This is a genomic window from Aquirufa sp. A-Brett2-W8 (assembly GCF_054558755.1).
This window is the reverse complement of record NZ_JBPXKS010000002.1, coordinates 165185-186458: the sequence shown is the minus strand read 5'-3', so window position 1 is coordinate 186458 and position 21274 is coordinate 165185. Positions and strand designations below refer to the sequence as shown.

The following is a 21274-nucleotide window of genomic DNA, read 5'->3' as shown; positions in this document are numbered from 1 at the left end:
ATGAGCAAATCATCTAGATCTTTTTGGGCCTTCGTAGTAGGAGCTGCTGCAGGTGCCATTGTAGGAATTTTATATGCTCCAGATAAAGGAGAAAATACCCGCAACAAATTGTATTACCAATTGAATAAATACCGTGATCAATTAAAGCAATTAATCAACGATATTGTAGATGGTAAAGAGGTAATCGAAACCACAGCGAAATCAGAAGGCAAAAAAGTCGTTCAAGACGCGAAAATCAAAGCAGAGAAATTGCTTGAGGACGTGGAAAGAATGATGACTCAAATTAAGGCCAAATAAGATGCGTTCCACCCTCCTATTTTTCTGTCTAATCGGGATTTTTTCCTGTACGAACCAGCAAAAAGAGGCCAACAATGCAACAGAAAATGCCATACCGGCAGCCTTAAAACCGAGTGCAGAAAAATACCCCATCCTGAAAGTAGATAAACCTTTTGTCTCTTTAGGGCGATTAGTCGAAGGAGATAGTGTTTTTCATACGTTCAATTTTAGAAATACAGGAAATCTGCCTTTGAAAATTATCTCTGTGAATGCATCCTGCGGATGTACTACACCTAAATGGAGTACTGATATTATTCAACCGGGGGAAAAAGGTTTCATCCGAGTGAAATTTGATTCTAAAGGAAAAGAAGGCAAATTGCAAAAAACCATTACCGCCTACTGTAATACGCTGCCCGCGGAGAACAGAATGGCATTTAAAGTAGAAGTCTTACCTAAAAAATAATCTCATGTTATTACTACAAGCACAGAGTCCAGCGTACATACAAATCATCCTTTTTGGAGGTATTTTTGTCGTATTTTATTTCTTCATGATTCGTCCACAACAACAAAAAGCAAAAGAGGCGAAAAAATTCATCGAAGAATTAAAGACAGGCGATAAAGTGGTTACCATCGGGGGGGCACACGGAACTATTGTGACAATCCGCGAAAAAACTATCGTAGTAGAAGTTGATTCAAGCAAAGGAGTTCGTATGGTATTCGAAAAGACAGCGGTCTCTAAAGATGCGTCATCTCGTTTAACAGAAGAATAAAATATGACCATAGGCCTGAAACCTTTCATTGGAATTACAGGCGGAATAGGATCCGGCAAATCAACCATTTGCCGGATTTTTTCATGTCTAGGCATTCCGGTTTTTGAGGCCGATAAAGTGGCTAGAGAAATATGCGAGAAGGATGACGCAGTAAAGGAGGCTATCATCGCTGAATTTGGCCCTAAATCTTATCTTCCAGATGGCAGCTATAATCGCGCTTGGATGAAAGGATTACTTCAAAAATATCCAGGTGATATCGCTCAACTGAATTCCATCATCCATCCAGCAGTTCGTCGCCAGGCGGTAGAATGGATCTCATCTACTCCTTCAGCTCCCTTTTACCTTTACGAATCCGCCTTGATTACTCCGCGCACTAAACCGGAACATATTACGCAGATGATTACGGTGGATTGCCCATTGAGCGAGCGTATTCAACATATTCAAAAAAGAAGTCAAATGAGTTATATGGAAACGATGCAAATGATCGATTTACAGCCGCAACCTAAAAACTACCTTTGGGGGGCCGATTTCGTGATTGCAAATGGTAAAAATGACCGTGTTTGGCCGCAAGTGATGAATATTATGGAGGTATTTGGGAATTAAGGCTATAAAAAGTAAATTTGATTATGGAAAATTTTGTCGTTTCAGCACGTAAATACCGCCCTACCCAATTCGATTCTGTGGTAGGCCAAAGTCACATCACAACTACCCTTAAGAATGCGATTAAGTCAAATCACTTAGCGCAAGCCTTCTTGTTTTGTGGTCCTAGGGGAGTGGGGAAAACAACTTGTGCGCGTATTTTAGCGAAGACCATTAATTGCCAGGAATTAGGAGCAGATGGAGAAGCGTGTGGAAAATGTTCCTCTTGTCATTCCTTCCAAGAAAATACCTCGTTAACCATACATGAATTAGATGCAGCGTCGAATAATTCCGTAGAAGACATTCGTAACCTGATCGATCAAGTTCGTTATCCTCCTCAAAGTGGAAAATACAAGATCTACATCATCGATGAGGTTCATATGCTTTCGGCTTCCGCCTTCAATGCCTTTTTAAAGACCTTAGAAGAGCCACCATCCTACGCGATTTTCATCCTTGCGACCACGGAGAAACATAAGATTTTGCCTACGATTCTATCGCGCTGCCAAATCTTTGATTTCAATCGCATCCAATGGAAAGATATGGCGTCACACCTATCTGCTATAGCTGAAAAAGAAGGTATCACAGCGGAACCCGCTGCCTTAGAGTTGATTTCTATCAAAGCAGACGGAGGGCTAAGAGATGCACTTTCGATGTTTGACCTAAATGTCACCTATTCGACCGACAATTCGCTAAGATATGCGGATGTGCTGGAGAATTTACATATTTTGGACAGTGACTATTACTTCCAACTAACGGATTTCTTCATACATCAAAATCATACAGACGCTCTCGTTCTATTAGACGAAATTATGCGCAAAGGATTCGATGGCCAACAATTTATCGCTGGCCTATCTGAGCACTTCCGTAATTTATTGTTTGCTAAAGATCCGAAGACACTTGCCTTAATGGAATTGAGCGAAGAAAATCGCGGTAAATTCCAAGCGCAAAGCGGATCAACCTCAGCCTCTTTCTTATTATCGGCGATGAATATTTGCTCTCAATGTGAGATTCACTACAAAGCGGCTAAAAATTCCCGTTTGCACGTAGAGCTGACCTTATTAAAAATTACTTATTTGCCGTCGGTCTATCAGCCAGTAGCACAACCTGCGGTGGAGGGTGGCGCCGGAAAAAAGTCTGAGAGTAAACCAATAGCCCCGGCTGCGGTAGCTCCTGCAGTCCCAGAGCCCGTCACTCCTGTTATTGCTGATAATACCATTGCGGTAGCTACAGAAGCCGCAGAGATAGCCTTAAAAACAGATGTTCCTGCCCCTGTACCAGCAACTCCAACGGTGGCTAGCGAAACACCCGTTGCAAGACCAAGCAGTCATGGTTTACGCAGTGCGAAGAAAGTGGCAAGCTCTAATCAAAGTGAAGAGAATAGCGAAGCTAATAACCAAGGAGCAGCTCAGAATGAGCCATTTACCTTCGAGAAACTTAAATTAGTTTGGACTAATATTGCTCAAGGATTTAAAAAGAGCAATTTCATCAACAAGTATGTGATGATGAATCGAGAATTTAGTTTGGTAGATTCTGTCATTCACATGAAGCTGGAAGGGGAAGCGCAAATACAGCAATTCAATGATTCCCTAAAATTGGAATTAATCACGCAATTAAGAGAAAGACTTAATAATGATACAATTGACCTCAGTCTAGATATAATTGATGGCGAGGTTTCTGATAAAAAATTGATTTATACGCAGTCGGATAAATACGATTTCCTTTCCCAAAAACACCCAATTCTAGTGGAAATGAAGCAAAGAATGGGATTAGATCACGAATTTTAACGAATTTGGCCTTGTCCTATACCGATCCATTTTTCGGTGACTAATTTCTCCAAAGCGAAGGGGCCTCGGGCGTGTAATTTTTGGGTAGAAATACCTATTTCAGCACCTAATCCAAATTCCCCCCCATCCGTAAATCGAGTAGACGCATTCCAATAAACGGCCGCAGCGTCCACCGCTGAAAGAAAATACTGAGCCTCAGCATCGTCCGATGTCACAATCGCTTCGGAATGACGAGATGAATAGGATGCAATATGAGTAAGCGCCTCTTGAGAATCGCTAACAACTTTAATAGAACAAGCAAAATCCAAGAATTCCCGTCCAAAATCAGCTTCGCTAGCCTTTTCTAAAAAAGGATACGATAGCTTTTCAAGAATTGTATAGGATAGCTCATCTGCAAAAATCTTTACCAAATAAGCCTTTAAGGGTTCAAGCACCTGAGTCAAGAATTGACTTGCAATCGACTGATGAATGATAATAGTATCTAGAGAATTACAGACTGCAGGTCGAGATACTTTGGCATTCACCACAACCTCTACCGCCATATTTATATCTGCTGAGGACGCCACATAGGTATGGCAAACTCCAGCACCTGTTTCGATCGTAGGAACGAGGGATTCCTTTCGAACTCGCTGAATTAAGGCCTCCGAACCACGGGGAATAATCACATCTATATATTTCACTGCGGTCAAGAGCGTAGTCACCAGTTCCCGATCCGTAGGCATTAAATATACTACATCCGTTGAAATTCCCTGCTGAGTTAATGCCTGATGAATCAAATCCACTAAAATAGTGTTCGTATGCAGCGCATCCGTTCCGCCTCGTAATACGGCCGCATTTCCAGATCGGATACACAAAGCGGCCACATCAATTGTGACATTAGGACGAGATTCGAAAATAACTCCCACCACCCCCAAAGGGACAGTGACTTTAGTCAGTTCTAATCCATTAGGGTGTGTTTTTTTTACTAATGTTTGCCCCGTTGGATTAGGTAATTGCGTTACGGAAATCACACTATCAGCTAGATTTTCAAGTCTCTCCTCCGTTAATTGAAGGCGATCGCGCATCGGATGATCGAAAGGCATAAGATCTAAATCCTTTTGATTCTCTAGAAGAATCGCGGCAGAATTTTCTCGAATTAATGTGGCTAAACTTAAAAGGACCGCATTTCGGGACTCCCCGCTTGCCATCGCTAAAGAGGATGCAGCTGTACGAGTGCGCTGAAATTGATCTAGTATAGTAGACATATTAATTCGAAATATTTAATCTGATTTTTTGGTAGGATCCTTCTCCAGTGGTCCATTGAAGAATATAAGCACTAGAAGGTAAGCTAGATAAATCCAAAGGATAAATTTGCTCTCCTGCTTCAAAATTAAGGCTTTTCGAGGAAATTAACACCCGCCCTTGGTTATCAATAATCTGATAATTCACCGTCGAAGATTTTTCTAAACTAAATTTCCAATAAAATAAGCCTCTGGAGGGATTCGGATATACCATGGCCTGCGTTTCCTCTAATTCATTACCCAGAATAGGGCTGCCGAAAAGAGTCATTTGGGCATCCAACCACGTTAGTCGACCTTGAATCCAGTTTTTCAACCAATTTACTTCATCTGTTAAACTAGAGCCCACATAATAATTAGGCCATATTTTTTTGCCCATCAAAGGGTATTTCTGAAAATTACGTGTTAATGGATCCTTTAAAGATATCTGTGTCGAATCGATCGAGGCATTGATTGCGTTGGTATTCAAAAAAGTAGATCGAACAGCCTTCCAGCGAGTAGCTAAAGCCTTACGAAAACTCGCATCTTGAATCAATTTATTCCACCAAAAAGGCACTTGCCAGTAATCTTTAGAACCCGCATCAGTCTCCATTGCTTTATAGACAAAGCCATCCGTTTTCCAACCATTTAAATAATCTGCATTACCAAAAGCAATATTAAAATCCCATGCCGGCCCCATCTTTATCTTTCCACCTAATGACTCTTTGTCCTTATACAAATAGGTGCTCAATCGATAGCCATCCACATTCCGGGTTACCTCATTCAAAATGAAATAATTAACAAAGGAGGGCATATCCATCATATCCCTAAAACTAGCCTTCGGATCATTCATATCCTCCGTCATCAATTTCTGTTCCCATTTATTGATATAATCCCGAATATAGATCAATTGTTGCTGGGTGATGATGCCGTATTTCGGGTATTCTATTTGAAATTCGCATTTTTGAGTCGCAAGTATACCTGACGTATAATTACTCTTAAAGGTGGTGGACGGGGAACCACTCGTCTTATCAATTTTCAATAGATAGCCACCAGTTACATTATCTCCCGAATTTTCAGTAGGGTATAAATCAGAAATGGGTACACGGTTTTTACCTTGCTTAATTTTCTCCATTAAGACATATACCCCTCTGTATTCATCATTGATAATTAGCTCGATGAATTTCGTCTTACTATTGAGAACACCTAAACGACCAGCGATCATCTGCGCTAGAAAATCACGCATAAAGGAACGATCGTTATAGGAGGCATTTAGCACCCAATCCGATTCCTCCGGCATCTGAACCAAAGACAATTTTTTATCTTTTACCCCAGTGGTATCGGTCCATAATTCAATTCCGTAGGGCTTTTTAACATAGCCTGGAAGAAAATAAAAATCGGCTTGCGAAGTGGATCCACGAAATTCAATGCCCGCCACCGTGGTGATGGTAGGCGAAGCAGATAATTGATTTAATTGCCCTGCGCCTTTATCAAAAATCTCCATGGTCACTGGAATTTTTGGTTCATCCTGAATAACTCGAGTTTTCGTATTTATCCGGATGATGGGGAGGTTTGAAACGCTAAGACTTTGGGAATAAAGTGCCCAAGGCAAAAGTAGAAGAACAAATAGGCTTTTCTTCATCTAAAAATCGTAACCGAGAGTTAGGTAAGTCACTGGGGATTTTACTTCCTTGTTTTCTAGGCCATAGGCGTAATCAAACTTAACAAAGTAACCAAAAACCGTCGCACGAGCTCCGAAACCATATCCTACTAAAAAGGGGTTGCGGTAATCGGTTACAGTAGCTTGGAATGGATTGGTATTGCCCCCATAAATATTCGTATTAAATCCATTCGATTTCGCAAATGGACTAGAGCCTGACCAGGCAGTTCCTACATCTGAAAAACCGACTAATTGAACCGAATTTACTATAGAGGAGGACTCAATAGAAAATAAAGATTTCACCGGTATCCTTAATTCGGCATTAAATAATAAATGACTATTCCCGCTTAATTTATTTAATGCGAACCCGCGCAGTGGAGAAATAAATTGACTCATAAATACATCTCGATTTGCTAAACCACCTAAGCCAAGTGGAGTTTCTTGATTACGAGTTTCTGATTTATTAAACAACCAATTATCCATCCCTCCTAACATAGAAGCCTGTGTTTTCGAGCCCATTTGATGTGAAGCTGAAAAGCGGGTGGCTAAATAAAAAGTGTTCGAAAGCTTCTTATAATAGCGCGCATCTAATCCTAGTCGAACAAAATCGCCGGTATTAACTAGGTCTTTGTGAGCTTCTGCTACTAGGCTGAATTTAACTCCTGTTCGTAGATTTTCGCCCATAGGAACCGTATTATCAAATACATAATTCAATTGGGTGCCAGCATAACCGGAATAATTTTCCTGATTATTTAAAGAATACTGACTAAATAATCGGTTAGTGGAATAGGTGCCAGTGACAGTTAATCTACTTAATAAACTAAATGGATAAGTCGCACTCAAGGCAAAACGATTAAAGCGAATCTTCTGAGCATCCGCTTCCGTATCTTGCCCCAGAATTTTACGATCATACCTAAATGTCCAATCCAGTTTATTGGCTAAATAACTATATTCTCCCCAAATGTCAGAATTACGAAGATTTGCCGTTAAAAATACCCCCGCTTTAAATAGATGATTTTCTAAAAGATCATTTGCTTTCGCCTCATAAGCATATCCAAGTCCTCTTATTGGATCTGACTTAAAAAGTCCTTCCGAAGTATTCATCACAAAGGAATTTTCATAATCCAAAGGACCGATTAATTTTCCTGGCTCTCTTTTTAATCGAATAGTTTGTTGACGTTCTAAACGTGCCCTCCTTGATTTTTTGGCTAGATCAGTCGTTTCGCTAAGCACCGGTTCAATGGAATTCAAAACAACAGGATCCACGATAGTGGGTATCCAACTAGAGTTAGTTAATTCATCGAGGCTTGCCCAGTTGTAGCGCGCAATTTTATCCACAAGTATGGTATTTTCGATACTCGAAATGCCGCTAGGTGAAACCTCGAAATTATCCCAAGCTACAGAGCGCACGGCCATTTGTTGAAAAGTGGTATCAGCTAATTGCAATCGAATAAGTCTATTACCTTGATTTTGGGCTTGTAAAAAATAGGCTATTGAATCAGATCGGAATTGAAAATTAAAAACCCTACCAGAAGTGGAAAACAACCGAGTTGGATTTTCTGGTTCCTCTGGACTCCAAATAAAGGCAGACGTAAAAGGAGCTGCACGTGCAGGCAAAGAATCAATATAACGATCAGTTAAATACAAAATTCGATTATCTGGTAAGAAGTGCGCCTCCGTTTCATCGAAAGCATCTTTTGTCACGGGGTTCAACCGATTTCGTTTTAAATCATAGATTCCCACATCCACTTGACCTTTCTCAATCACTCGAACTAGCATTTTAGTGCCGCTCGCTGACATTTCCATATCCAAATAAGACAGATTGGCTATCTTCTTTTTATCCTCCCCTTTGGCTTTTCCAGATTTATCAATTTGAAAAGTCTTGAACCAGCTATACCCCTGATCTGAATATAACACGGCTAATTGATTTTTAGCACTCCAAGACAACAAAGGACCCTTGCCTGAAGTAATTCGATTGACATCTTTTAAACCCGACTGTAAAATAACCTGGGACTTATTTAGGCCAATGGTATGTAGATTAACACTGAATCGACCTGCTTCGTCCGTCACCCAAACCTCATGTAAGCCATCTGGACTAAGTCGATAGGTACTCATTTTGGTTTGGGATGCCTTAAATTCATCGGTAGAGAAAACTTTTTGAGAATTAACTTCTAACTGTTTCGCATCATTCAAATAATAATCAAACCAATCCTTCAAAAACTTCGAAAATGGTTTGCGAATTGTGCTTGAAATGCTTGATTGCTCACTACGAATGATTCGAGTCAAATTCAAGATATTTCCTACGGCCTGTTTTCCATAGGTGGACGCAATGTAGAACCAGATTGATTGTCCTAATAATTCTGCTTCTTTTCCACGTGCTAAAGGAAGTTTTCGAATTTTATTTTCACTAATGATTTGGTAGGTAAAACGTCTCATATCAGGCGAATCACCGGACGCAATATAGGCAGCCATGCCGAGCACATACCATTCTGATACGTTCAATAACAAGGAGTTTTGTAACACATCTTTTACACTGCCTCCATATAAGAGATCTTGTAAATAGACACGTGCAACTTGCTTGGTTAATTCTTGTTTAAATGCGCCCAAATTATCTTTAAAGGCTATTTCAACTCGAAATTTAGATAAATTCTCTTCCTCTACATCTTTCGCATTAGCTAAAGAAATTCCACTATTGCTTTGTAGCCAAGATTCGTGATTAGGGTAAATAAAGATCTTTACTTTTTGGACTGGAGAATAAGAAATTAACTCCGTCACGCGTACAAAATCAGCTTCTAAAAAGGCCAAAGTTGATTTAGCCATCGGCTCATTTTTCTCTAAATAGTATATTTCAAAATTAGAGCTGGCCACAAATTTCCACTGAAATTTCTGGTATTGAATCCGGTGATTTTCGGGAAGCCATTGAGAGCTTTGAGCTTCCAGCTGCGTGCAAGCAGAGAACCACAAAAGAAGCGCAAGAAGTAGGGAAAGATAAATTCTCATTTGGCCCAAAGACTTTAAAACCAAATTTACAGATTTAAACGGAAAATAAATGATAAAATCGACGAATTGATACTTCAGAATGAACACTTGATCTACCTAGGATTTCGTCCGTCCATTGTTTGGCAAAATAGGGCATTAAAGAAACCCCTTTCGAACCAAATCCATTAAAAATACCCGCCTCCAGAGATGGATGGAATCCCACAAAAGGTCGGCGATCCTGAGTAGCTGGTCGTATACCAGTTTTTTGAACAAGTACCTCGTAAGAATCCACCCCCATAACTTGCAATTTAGCTTGCAAATCAGCTAATGCCTCCGGCGTAGTTTCATTCGAATACTCCTTCCAACTATACGTCGCACCTACCTTAAAATGTTGATTTCCTAGAGGCAAGACAAATCCATTTTTGTTCAAAATATACTCCTGAGAAGGCTGAGAAGATTGTATTTCCATTAATTCCCCCTTCGCAGGCAAGAATGGCAAACAAGACCACAAAGGATTTTGCTGACCATGAAATCCTTCGCAATAGATTCCCTTAGGTTCTGCACATACCCCAATCTTCAATAGGCTTTTTGCCTCGAAATAATCGCGAGAAACGCGTAAAAGCTTAACCACATCTACCCAACCTGCCTTATTTACCCAAACACCCTCGGACTCCCACCTTAAATATTCATGGTGAATTTCGTTTTTTCGCTCGACTAACCAAGTCTTCATTTCTTCATTTGCAAAGGGCCTAAATAAGGGCATTGGATGAAAAAACTGCGTTCCTAAAGTTGCTTCTATTCGGGGATAAAATTCAAATAGATAATTGAATAATTCATCAGCTAACCAGGTTTGCTCCAGCTTGCGACCTGTTACGGGATTAAATATACCCCCAGCGGCTTGTGATGAATTAAAATGAGTTTCAGGAGAATCCCAAATCTCAAACGGAATCTCAGCCTCCAAAAAATGGTGAGCTAAAATCGTACCAGCTAAACCCTGGCCTATAATGATGAAAGGATTAGCGCTTTTCACCTTGCACGCGTCGAACTTGATCTAAAACAAATTCTACTTGTTCATCCATCGAACGATAGGATGTATCTAAATCGATGGCATCTGCCGCACGCTTCAATGGCCCTTCGCTACGATTTGAATCAATTTCATCCCGCTTACGTAAATTTTCTATGATCTCATCTAAAGGTAAGTCCTCCCCTTTTTGCAAAAGCTCTAATTTTCTTCGCTGCGCCCGAATATGCGGTTCTGCAGTCATGAAAATTTTCAATTCTGCCTGAGGGAAAACAACCGTCCCAATATCTCGACCATCCATCACAATCCCTTTCATTTCACCTAATCGTTGTTGTTGAGCTACCATCGCATGCCGTACTTCCGGAATGGCAGCCACTTGACTAACTAAATCAGAAATATACATTTTGCGAATCTCTGCTTCGACATTTTCGCCATTTAAAATGGTATCCGATGCTTGCTTCGAAGGATTAAACTGAAACGTTATTTCCACATGTGCTAGAGCTTCTTTCACTGCTTCAAGATGGGCTAAATCAACCTTTTGACGATGAAAATAGAGTGCCACCGCACGGTACATGGCCCCTGTATCTAAAAAAGCATAATGCAAAGACGCAGCTACGTGACGCGCAGTGGTACTTTTTCCGCATGAAGAGAAGCCATCTAAGGCAATGATAATATCAGACATGAATAAAAATTATACTGGCTTCGGCACATTAATCTCTACTAAATAATTAAAAAACGAGCTCAGTCGATGATGCCAGATTAATACGTGTGTAGTAATCCCGCAATAGTGAATATCAAGCCAATAAAGGCAGACAAACCACCTACGAATCCTAAACCTACGATGGCTAAAACGACTCCCAATGCAATTAAGGTAAAGCCTATTTTTATTTTGGGATGCCAACCACGTGGTTCTACGGGTCTTTTTGTTGTTTTTATCTCAGGCTTCGCAAGGGATTTTACTTCCTTTATGTGTTTTTTAACTTTTACCGTCTCAAGGACCTCCACAGGAGCCATTTGAATGGCCGTGGCTTTGTTATTTTCCTCCCCTGCAAAAGCGGAAGAGAAAATAAAAAATAGTACTATGATTTTTTTCATGATGCTAAGCGACTACTTTCATTTGATGAAAAACGGTCTTTTCAAACTTGGATTTGGCATAATTTAAATCCACCTCGAATTGCTTAATTTCTGATTGTGACGGAATCTCATACATGGCATCTATCATCACAGCTTCCATGATTGAACGCAAACCACGCGCACCTAATTTAAATTGCATGGCTTGTTCTACCATGTAAACGAGTGCATCCTTTTTGAAGGTTAATTTAACACTTTCCATATCGAAAAGCTTCTCATATTGCTTTACGAGCGCATTTTTAGGCTCCGTCAAAATCGATAATAAGGCCTTTTCATCTAATGGATTCAAGTAAGTTACCACCGGAAGGCGACCTAATAATTCTGGAATTAGACCAAAAGACTTCAAATCCTGCGCCGTCACATATTTCATGATCTGATCCTTCTCGAAAGATTCATGAAAAGTATCATCGCCGGAGAAACCAATCGGACGGGAATTTAATCGCTTAGCGATATGGCGACCAATGCCGTCAAAAGCACCACCACAAATAAATAAAATGTTCTCCGTGTTAACGGCGATCATTTTTTGGTCTGGGTGTTTACGACCACCTTGCGGAGGAACGTTCACAATCGAACCTTCTAATAATTTTAAAAGCGCTTGCTGAACACCCTCGCCTGAAACATCACGCGTGATGGATGGATTATCCGACTTTCGGGCAATTTTATCTATTTCATCAATGAAAACAATCCCACATTCTGCCTTCTCCACGTCATAATTAGCCGCTTGCAAAAGACGCGTTAAAATAGTTTCCACATCCTCTCCCACGTAACCTGCTTCGGTTATAACGGTAGCATCAGCGATACAGAAGGGAACTTGTAATTTTTGGGCTAAAGTCCGAGCTAAATAGGTTTTTCCCGTTCCTGTTTCCCCTACCATCAAGATATTTGATTTTTCAATCTTCACATCGTCCATAGCAGGTGCCTGCATCAGACGTTTGTAATGGTTGTAAACCGCCACAGAAAGGTGCTTTTTAGCTTCTTCCTGGCCTATTACATATTCGTCTAAGAATTCTTTCAAATCCTTAGGCTTCACTAATTCAAAGGAATGCTTGGTACCCGCTTTCGCCTTCGCTGCTTCTCCTAACTCCTCTTTCACCACTTCATACCCTTGCTGCAAGCAGTTATTACAAATGTGGCCATCAATTCCAGAAAGCAATAAGCCTACCTCATTTTTAGGACGACCACAGAAAGAACAACTTGTTTTTTTATTACTAGCCACTAGACTTTTCTTGTTAAGATCTCATCAATTAAACCATATTCCTTCGCCTCAGCTGCCTTCATCCAATAATCACGATCTGAATCGCGTTCAATGTCTTCAAACGATTTACCGGAGTGTTTCGATAAAATTTCATATAATTCTTGACGAATTTTAACGATTTCACGCGCCGTAATTTCGATATCGCGGGATTGGCCTTGCGCACCTCCTGAAGGTTGGTGAATCATAACGCGTGCATGCTCTAAAGCAGAACGCTTACCTGCTGCGCCACCTGCTAGCAAAACTGCACCCATAGAGGCTGCTAGAGAAGTACAAACAGTCGCTACCTCAGGACGGATATAATTCATCGTATCATAAATACCCAAACCTGCATAAACAGAACCTCCTGGGCTATTGATGTACATCACGATATCTTTTTTCGCATCCGTTGACTCCATGAATAATAATTGAGCCACGATGATATTTGCCATATAATCATCTACTGGAACACCCATAAAGATGATGCGATCCATGATTAGACGAGAAAATACATCGATCTGAGCAAAACGCATGGGGCGTTCCTCAATGATATATTGCGTCATATCATCAATTTGATGCATCGGACGACTTCCGACGTTATTCATATACTGATCTACCGCAAGACCGTTCAAACCTCTATGGTGAACCGCATATTTGCGAAACTCTTCTGATGACAACTCCTTTGGATACATAGGTCTCAATGTTTAAAAATCAAAATTAAAATATTTCTGCAATTAATAAGCAAAACACAAATATACGAACCTTAGTTCACAGAAAACCCCGCGGTATGCGGGGCTTTCAAAAAATAATGACAATTCTAGGATTAAAGCGCCGCAGCGATCGCCTTAAATTTGTCAACTTCTATTTTCGTTACTTTATGAGGGATATTTTCTACGATTGCAGTAGAAACTTTATCCGCGAAAGCTTGATTATACAAATTCATGAAGTTATCTGATTTCGATTTATCACTCAAATAACCCATCGCAATTTTTTCAATCATTTCTTCGATACCTGGCTCATTAGACGATAAATATCCGCCAAATTGCCCACGCACCATTTCTTTTGCCTTCTCTACCACCTCGGCATATTCTACTTTGACGTCGAATTTCTCAGCGATTTCATTTTTAATCAAGTTCCAACGCATGTCTTTCTTCACATTATCAAAGTCTTGATCAATTTGCTCTGCCGTAAATTTACCTTCGTTGATACGAATCAACCAAGTACGTAAAAATGCTTCTGGTAGAGCGATTTTTACTTGCTCTAAAATTGCCTTTTCTGCATCAATACGTAATAAATAGTCTGCCTCACGCTTGTAGTTCTCTGTGACAATTGTTTCTACTTGCTCGCGGAATGATTTCTCATCTGTCGCTTTTCCAGCACCTAACACTTTGTCATAAAAAGCCACATTCAATTCTGATGGCACTTGACGTGTGATATCTTCCACTACGAAAGAAACCTCGCCAGTTAAATCAGCTACTTCGTCTTCTTTTTTACCTGTTGCTAAGGCTAAAGCTTTCGCATCTACGAACACTTTATCAATCGCAAATTTCAAGGTATCCTCTTTTTTAGCGCCGATGAAAACCTTTTTTGATTTGTCATTGATAGCGTGCATTGGAATAGCCGATTTCTCTACCCAGTCACCTTGTGTGAAAGTTCCGAATACTAAATCACGGTCTTCTACTGAATCTGGATGAGTTTGATCGCCAAATTGCTTCTTCAAGTTTTCGATCGTTTCTTCGATTTCCTTCTTGTCTGCTTTGATTTCGTAGGAGTTGATTGATTTGATTTTGGCCAAATCCACCGTGAAATCTCCGTGAAAACCTAAATCATAATGGAACGTAAATTCTGTATCTTTTTCCCAATCGATCGCATCTGCCTCATCTACTGCTGGCAAAGGCTCCCCTACTAGGTTCAATTTATTCTCCTTAATATAATCAGAAACGGCATGGCCTAACAAGTGATTTATCTCGTCTACTAAAGCAGATTGACCATATAATTTCTTTACTAACGCTACTGGAACCATACCCGGACGAAATCCTTTGATGGATGCTTTTTTGCGATAATCCTTCAATTTAGCCTCTACTTTTTCCGCGTAATCTGCCGGTGAAACTGCAACGGTCAAACGACCTTCTAAATCCCCTGCCTTGTTAAGTGAAATGTTCATTTGTTCTTATTTATAATTAGCTATTAAAATAAAACCCTCAAAACCTTTTTGGTGTTGAGGGCTTGCTATTGGTACGGGTGAAGGGACTCGAACCCCCATGCCTCGCGGCGCCAGATCCTAAGTCTGGTATGTCTACCAATTCCACCACACCCGCGTAATTTGGAGTGCAAAGGTAGTCAGCAATTTTAAAATTTCAAAAGCTTTTAAATATAAATATTGGATTAACTTTGGACAAAATTGTAGTGCTATGAATTTCAATCGCTGGTACGGAACCTTGCTCGCCTTCTTAGGAGGGATCATTCTTTTGTTTATCTACCTGACTGAAACATTTAACTAAAATGCAAGGACTAGATTGGATTGTTTTATTGTGCACGATTGGTGGAATTGTGGCTTATGGAAGCTGGAAAGGGAAGAAAACGAAGCATTCTTTGCAGGGATTTTTATTAGCTGACCGGGAACTTCCTTGGTACCACATTTTACTTTCTGTGATGGCCACTCAGGCCTCTGCGATCACCTTTTTATCAGTTCCGGGTCAGGCTTACCACGATGGAATGCGTTTCGTCCAGTTCTATTTAGGTTTACCGATCGCCATGATTATCCTATCGGTGACCTTTATTCCCCACTATTTTTCGTTGAAAGTGTTTACCGCGTATGAGTTTTTGGAGAATCGTTTTGATGCCAAAACCCGGGTGCTCACTTCCTTGCTGTTTTTAATCCCACGGGCCTTGTCTACTGGGGTCACTATTGCAGCCCCCTCCATAATTCTTTCCACTTTATTGGGATGGGATTTGACGTGGACAAACGCCGTGACCGCTGCGATTGTGACTACTTATTGTATGCTAGGCGGATCAAAAGCTATATCCTATACACAAATGCTACAGATGGCGGTGGTGTTAGTCGGCATGATTTTCGTAGGCTTTTATGCTGTTTCCTCTTTGCCAGATGGGATTGGAGTGAAAGAATCCTTGCAGATTGCGGGCAAGATGGGGAAAGTCAATTTGATTGATTGGAAGTTTGATTTGAATAATCGATACAATATATGGTCTGGAATTATCGGTGGGTTCTTTTTGCAACTCTCTTATTTCGGTACTGACCAAAGCCAGGTAGGCCGTTACCTTTCAGGCGTTTCAGCTTCAGAGATTAAGAAAGGTCTTTTAATGAATGGATTTCTGAAAATCCCCATGCAGTTTTTCATTTTGCTCGTAGGGATTTTGGTATTCACTTTTTACCAGTTTAACGCCCCTCCTACTTTTTTCAATAAAAATACGGAGGCCGTGTTTAGCACTATTCCAGGACATAAAGCCATTGACCAAGAAAAGGGAGCTATTTTTGAGGCGAAGAAATCAGCTATTTTACAGCAGGATTTTGATCGACTTGATGGTTTGAATAAACAAGCTACGAAGAACCAAGAAAAGGCGGTGGAGCTCCTAAAAACGGCCAAACCAAACACCGACGCGCAAGACACTAATTACATTTTCTTACGCTACATCATCGATCATTTACCGATTGGATTCATAGGATTCCTCATCGCGATGATTTTACTTTCCTCCATGGGCTCGATGGCATCGGCATTTGGTTCTTTGACCTCCATCTCCATGGTGGACATCTATCAGCGATTTATAGCACCTGATCGTGGAAATCAGCATTATTGGTGGATATCTAAAATCATCACACTAGGCTGGGGAATTCTCTGTTTAGTGGTAGCTCAGTTTGCCGTCAATATGGGAAGTTTAATTGAAGTCGTCAATATTTTAGGTTCTTGGTTTTATGGTACGATCTTAGGTATCTTCTTGTGTGCCTTTTATTTACCTAGAACGACAGGAAATCAAGTGTTTATCGCAGCATTGATTGCTGAAGCCTTTGTGATTTATGCGTGGAAAATGGACTGGATGGCCTTCCTTTGGCTTAATGTCTTAGGCTGTTTATTAGTGATGGCGATTGCCTTACTTTTGAGTCTTTTTATGGGGCCAAAACAGACATCGAAAACTTCACCGGAATAACCGGTTTCTCATCGAAGGAGCGTTCTTTTTTAATTGAATCCACAACGGCCATGCCTTTAGTGACTTTTCCAAAAACCACATATTTACGATAAAAGCGACTCGCCTGCTCTGTGTCCGTCACAATAAAAAATTCTGTGGGCGAAGATGATTGCAGGGGATTTCCTTCGTCATAACGAGCCATCGCAATCGAACCCCGTACCGGCCTCAATTCATCGTAATATTCTGCTGGAACTAAGAAATTTAAGCGATCAAAGTACTCTCCTCCTCCTTGAATTCCTATTTCATACACATTACGATAGAAATAACGGTCTTCGAAATAACCCATCTTTACCAGTCGAATAAAGTTCACCGAATGTAGAGGTGTTCTAGCATCTAACTCTAGTTCAAAATCACCTAGATGGGTACTTACCTGAATCCGACGCTCCATATTTTGCGCTGATTGCGCCTGTAATTCCTCCTGTACTTTGGCAGGATCAATGCGCCAATTAGGCTTACACGCAAATAACAAGAAGGGAATCAAAAACAGATAACGCATAAAAAAAGGGGGCCTTTCGAGCCCCCTAAATTAATTAAAATTCTAGATTAAGCGTTTGATGTTTTCTTTCCGGAGAAATAAAGAATCGCAAATGCTACAATTAAGATGGCTGGAAATAATAACATATTTGACAAGGTTGCTTGGCCTGCCGCTAAATCAGCTACATCACCCGTTAAGCCATTGCTAACTGCCACCACTTTATTTTTATCAATCCATCCACCAATAATTGGCTGGAACATAGAAGACGAAAACATCCCGATTCCACCCATAATGGAAAGACCCAAAGCACCTGTTTTAGGCATCGCTTCCGCGACATAACCTAACATGTTTGGCCAGAAATAACAAATACCTAAGGCATAGATGAAGGCAGCGAAGTACAAGGTAGTTCCTGACATCGTACTCATCATATATAATCCGGCTAATGCAAATACCGCAGAAGCTAATAAAACACCTACTGTATTAATCTTAGCAATAATGGAACCAGCGAAATAACGACCCACGGCCATCAAACCTGTCACCAAGGCTAATATTAACATCGGACTAGCACCCGCTTTTGCTAAAATCGGCCCTACCCATTGCTGAGGACCAAATTCTGAAATAGCTGTTAACGCCATACAAGCCGCCATAAATAAATACAATGGATTAAGCATAGCCTTAAAACTATCCAAAGTCGAACTAGCATCAGCCTTTGGTTTAGGGAAAGCTTGACCAAAGAACAAGACTGCATAAATGACAGTTGGGATAATAATTACCCAAACTTGTGTTTGCCAAGCCATTCCTGCATCCGTCATGAACTTAGAGATTAAAGAACCTACCACAATTCCACCTGGGAACCACATGTGAAAACGATTCAGCTTACTACTCATCTCGTTACCCGTGTAGGCATCAGCAATCATCGGATTACAAGCTGCTTCTGTGCAACCATTTCCTAATCCAATTAAAAGAGTAGAAATTAATAGGGTATTATAGTCAACTGCATAAATGGTCAATAAAATACCAGCAGCATGTGCTACTAAAGCAATTTGCATAATCAACTTTGGCCCGATGGACGTGTAAAAAACACCCCCCAAGATCATGGAAATAGGAAAGCCTAGAAACCACATTTGATTTATATGACCTAATTGTTCATTCGACAAATTTAATTCTAGTCCTAATTGCGGTAAAATACCTGCACGGATACTAAAAGAGAAGGCAGTCGTAATGAGGGCAAAACAGGACGCCAAAAATAATCGATTGGCATTAACAGTTTGATTCATAATTGTTTGGGGTTTAGATAATAGATTATGATTTGGTTAATCTTTAAAAAATTAAATTCTTCATTAGAAAAATCGTAACAAAAAAACAAAAAGTTTTTGGGATAATGGCATGCAGAGGCAATTATTTTTGATAAAATTTTAAAAAAAGAGCTATTTAGAGGCTATAAAACCAAATTTTGCTCTATTTTTGTGAGATATCTAAATCTATAATACTTATGATTCAAGGAGGTTCTGCTACACAGGCAAAATCACGCCAAAGCAGGAAAATCAGAATGGGAATGATCGGAGGAAGTCAAGAGGCTTTCATCGGTGCAGTTCACCGTCGCGGTTCCCAACTAGACGGAGAAATCGAATTAGTTTGCGGCGCATTTAGTTCCAGCGCGGAGAAATCTAAAGCCACAGGAAACGCTTTATATCTTCCAGAAAACCGTGTTTACGGATCTTATGAGGAGATGATTCTGAAAGAAAAAGAATTGCCTGAAGGCGAAAGAATGGATTTCGTTTCCATCGTTACCCCTAACCACGTGCATTTTCCGGCGGCTAAAATGGCCTTAGAAAATGGATTCCACGTGGTTTGCGATAAGCCGGCTACGTTGAATTTAGCTGAGGCAAAAGTATTGAAGCAAATCATCGATAAATCGGGGTTGATTTTTGCTTTGACCCATAATTATACGGCCTATCCGATGGTCAAAGAGGCGAAACACCTCGTGGACTCCGGACAATTAGGCGAAATTCGCAAAATCATCGTGGAATATCCTCAAGGGTGGTTAATCGACTTAGTAGAAGCAACCGGCCAAAAACAAGCCGCTTGGAGAACCGATCCAGCTCGTTGTGGTGCCGCAGGTGCCATCGGCGACATCGGTACGCACTGCGAGAATTTGATCGAATACATCACGGGATTACATATAAAAGAACTTTGCGCAGATCTAACCATCTTCGTGGAGGGACGCTTATTAGATGATGATGGCAATATTTTAATCCATTATGATAATGGAGCAAAAGGTGTTTTGCATTGCTCTCAAATCTGTAATGGCGAAGAAAATGACTTCAACTTCCGTATCTATGGAAGCAAAGCGGGAATTACGTGGCACCAAATGGAGCCGAATACGATGGTGTTTAGGACGCGCGACGACGGAGCGCGGATTATTCGTACGGCCGTAGGCCAGCTATCTCCTGCCGCTAATGCGCATACGCGTCAGCCTGCTGGACACCCGGAAGGCTACGTAGAGACTTTCGCGAACATTTACCGCAATTTTGCCTTTGCTTTAAGAGCGAGATGGGAAGGAAAAGCACAAGATCCTTTGTACGATTTCCCTGGAATCGACGAAGGAATTATGGGAATGGCCTTCATCGAAAATGTGGTGAGATCAGCCCAAGACAATACAAACAAGTGGACAAAATTTGAACTATAATATAACCATGACTAAAATCAAAGTTGGAATCGTAGGAACCGGATTTATCGGACCCGCTCATATCGAGGCTTTACGCCGTTTACCTAATATTGATGTCGCTGCGCTTTGCGAGGTGACTATCGAACTAGCTGAGGCGAAAGCAAAGCAATTAGGCATCAGCCGTTGGTATACCTTCGAAGACCTATTAAAACAAGACGACATTCAGTGTGTGCATATTTGCACGCCTAACTTCTTACATTATTCACAGTCGAAAGCGGCTTTATTAGCTGGAAAACATGTCGTGTGCGAGAAACCTTTAGCAAAAGACCTACACGAAGCGGAGGAATTAGTCGCGTTAGCTGCTAAAACTGGCTTAGTGAATGCCGTTCACTTCAATCTGCGCTACTATCCTCTCGTACGTCAAATGAAGACGATGCGCGAGAAAGGTGATTTAGGCGAGATTTATTCGATTATCGGTAGTTATTTACAAGACTGGTTATTCTACAATACGGATTATAACTGGCGTTTAGAGCCGGACAAATCGGGGGATTCACGTGCTATCGCAGATATCGGATCTCACCTATTAGATATTATTGAATACATCACTGGTTTGAAAACGGTCGAAGTAATGGCTGATTTTAATACGGTTCACAAAGTGCGTAAGAAGCCTTTGAAGCCCGTAGAGACTTATTCAGGCAAAATGTTGCAACCAGAAGATTATGCAGATGTGCTAATTAACACGGAAGACCACGCGAACGTTTTATTACGTTTTGACAATGGAAACCGTGGTTCTGTAACAGTATCACAGGTTTCAGCAGGTCGTAAGAACCAATTGAAATTAGAGATTTCAGGATCCAAAAAGACATTTGCATTTAACTCGGAGTCCCCGAACGAAATGTGGATCGGTAACCGTGATCAAGCAAACCAAGTTTTGATGCGTGATCCATCTTTAGCTTATCCAGAGGCAACTGCCTTAATGACTTTCCCTGGAGGACATAACGAAGGCTTCTCTGATACTTCGAAGCAATTATTCAAAGAGGTGTATGCAGCTGTAGAAGCTGGTAAGCAACCAGAGAATCCAATGTACCCTACTTTTGCAGATGGATACCGAGAGTTATTAATTTGCGAGCGCATTTTAGATTCAACAAGGTCTCAAAAATGGGTTAAAATCTAAACCTTTA

Annotated in this window: 19 protein-coding genes and 1 tRNA gene; 8 read left to right on the top strand and 12 right to left on the bottom strand. The window is 40.7% G+C overall.

Annotated elements, in window-relative coordinates; genetic code table 11:
• From ACST13_RS00795 to ACST13_RS00775, 5 genes are read left to right on the top strand one after another with little or no spacing between them, the layout of a single operon-like run.
• Entirely contained in the window at positions 1-297 is a 297-nt protein-coding gene (locus ACST13_RS00795; protein ID WP_459521316.1) for a YtxH domain-containing protein, read from the top strand.
• Between the two features lies 1 nt (position 298).
• Complete coding sequence (locus ACST13_RS00790; protein ID WP_459521315.1) at positions 299-739, top strand: DUF1573 domain-containing protein; 441 nt, start codon at positions 299-301, stop codon at positions 737-739.
• Positions 740-743: 4 nt separating this feature from the next.
• Entirely contained in the window at positions 744-1046 is a 303-nt protein-coding gene (gene yajC / locus ACST13_RS00785; RefSeq protein ID WP_459521314.1) for a preprotein translocase subunit YajC, read from the top strand.
• Positions 1047-1049: 3 nt separating this feature from the next.
• Positions 1050-1649, top strand: coding sequence for a dephospho-CoA kinase (gene coaE / locus ACST13_RS00780; protein ID WP_459521313.1), 600 nt, complete (start codon positions 1050-1052; stop codon positions 1647-1649).
• 23 nt (positions 1650-1672) lie between these two features.
• Positions 1673-3469 carry a DNA polymerase III subunit gamma/tau gene (locus ACST13_RS00775; RefSeq protein WP_459521312.1) on the top strand — a complete coding sequence of 599 codons (1797 nt, stop codon included), beginning with the start codon at positions 1673-1675 and terminating at the stop codon, positions 3467-3469.
• On the opposite strand, the gene ACST13_RS00770 is transcribed toward ACST13_RS00775, so the two are convergent.
• The 10 genes from ACST13_RS00770 to ACST13_RS00725 all read right to left on the bottom strand — a co-directional run bounded on the left by ACST13_RS00770 (position 3466) and on the right by ACST13_RS00725 (position 15065).
• Positions 3466-4713, bottom strand: coding sequence for a glutamate-5-semialdehyde dehydrogenase (locus tag ACST13_RS00770; protein ID WP_459521311.1), 1248 nt, complete (start codon positions 4711-4713; stop codon positions 3466-3468). The two genes, ACST13_RS00775 and ACST13_RS00770, sit on opposite strands and share 4 nt — an antisense overlap.
• 1 nt (position 4714) lies before the next feature.
• The gene (locus tag ACST13_RS00765) at positions 4715-6367 is read right to left on the bottom strand and encodes a CotH kinase family protein (RefSeq protein ID WP_459521310.1); all 1653 of its coding nucleotides are present in this window, start codon (positions 6365-6367) and stop codon (positions 4715-4717) included.
• On the bottom strand, positions 6368-9385 hold the full coding sequence (locus ACST13_RS00760; protein ID WP_459521309.1) for a BamA/TamA family outer membrane protein: 3018 nt from the start codon (positions 9383-9385) through the stop codon (positions 6368-6370).
• Positions 9386-9419: 34 nt separating this feature from the next.
• On the bottom strand, positions 9420-10394 hold the full coding sequence (locus ACST13_RS00755) for an NAD(P)/FAD-dependent oxidoreductase (RefSeq protein WP_459521308.1): 975 nt from the start codon (positions 10392-10394) through the stop codon (positions 9420-9422).
• A complete protein-coding gene (gene cmk / locus ACST13_RS00750; RefSeq protein ID WP_459521307.1) occupies positions 10381-11067 on the bottom strand; it encodes a (d)CMP kinase in 687 nt (228 codons plus the stop codon). Before cmk ends, ACST13_RS00755 begins: the two co-directional genes overlap by 14 nt.
• A 77-nt stretch (positions 11068-11144) precedes the next feature.
• Positions 11145-11480: a type II secretion system protein gene (locus tag ACST13_RS00745; RefSeq protein WP_459521306.1), complete on the bottom strand. Its 336-nt coding sequence runs from the start codon at positions 11478-11480 to the stop codon at positions 11145-11147.
• Between the two features lie 4 nt (positions 11481-11484).
• Positions 11485-12732: an ATP-dependent Clp protease ATP-binding subunit ClpX gene (clpX, locus tag ACST13_RS00740; RefSeq protein WP_459521305.1), complete on the bottom strand. Its 1248-nt coding sequence runs from the start codon at positions 12730-12732 to the stop codon at positions 11485-11487.
• Positions 12732-13439, bottom strand: a complete 708-nt coding sequence (locus ACST13_RS00735; RefSeq protein WP_459460690.1) for a ClpP family protease — start codon at positions 13437-13439, stop codon at positions 12732-12734. Before ACST13_RS00735 ends, clpX begins: the two co-directional genes overlap by 1 nt.
• A gap of 131 nt (positions 13440-13570) precedes the next feature.
• Positions 13571-14911 carry a trigger factor gene (locus ACST13_RS00730; RefSeq protein ID WP_459521304.1) on the bottom strand — a complete coding sequence of 447 codons (1341 nt, stop codon included), beginning with the start codon at positions 14909-14911 and terminating at the stop codon, positions 13571-13573.
• 69 nt (positions 14912-14980) lie between these two features.
• Positions 14981-15065: transfer RNA gene (locus ACST13_RS00725), tRNA-Leu, on the bottom strand.
• A 184-nt stretch (positions 15066-15249) separates the two neighbouring features.
• Here ACST13_RS00725 and ACST13_RS00720 point away from each other — a divergent pair.
• The gene (locus ACST13_RS00720; RefSeq protein ID WP_459521303.1) at positions 15250-16911 is read left to right on the top strand and encodes a sodium:solute symporter family protein; all 1662 of its coding nucleotides are present in this window, start codon (positions 15250-15252) and stop codon (positions 16909-16911) included.
• Here ACST13_RS00720 and ACST13_RS00715 read toward each other — a convergent pair.
• Positions 16871-17446 carry a peptidylprolyl isomerase gene (locus ACST13_RS00715; RefSeq protein WP_459521302.1) on the bottom strand — a complete coding sequence of 192 codons (576 nt, stop codon included), beginning with the start codon at positions 17444-17446 and terminating at the stop codon, positions 16871-16873. The genes ACST13_RS00720 and ACST13_RS00715 overlap by 41 nt on opposite strands.
• Positions 17447-17493: 47 nt before the next feature.
• Positions 17494-18702, bottom strand: coding sequence for an MFS transporter (locus ACST13_RS00710; RefSeq protein WP_459521301.1), 1209 nt, complete (start codon positions 18700-18702; stop codon positions 17494-17496).
• A gap of 272 nt (positions 18703-18974) precedes the next feature.
• Between ACST13_RS00710 and ACST13_RS00705 the strand changes: the two genes are divergently transcribed.
• Together ACST13_RS00705 and ACST13_RS00700 are read left to right on the top strand one after the other, a co-directional pair.
• On the top strand, positions 18975-20114 hold the full coding sequence (locus tag ACST13_RS00705; protein ID WP_459521517.1) for a Gfo/Idh/MocA family protein: 1140 nt from the start codon (positions 18975-18977) through the stop codon (positions 20112-20114).
• 7 nt (positions 20115-20121) lie between these two features.
• Positions 20122-21267: a Gfo/Idh/MocA family protein gene (locus ACST13_RS00700; protein WP_459521300.1), complete on the top strand. Its 1146-nt coding sequence runs from the start codon at positions 20122-20124 to the stop codon at positions 21265-21267.
• Positions 21268-21274 lie beyond the last annotated feature (7 nt).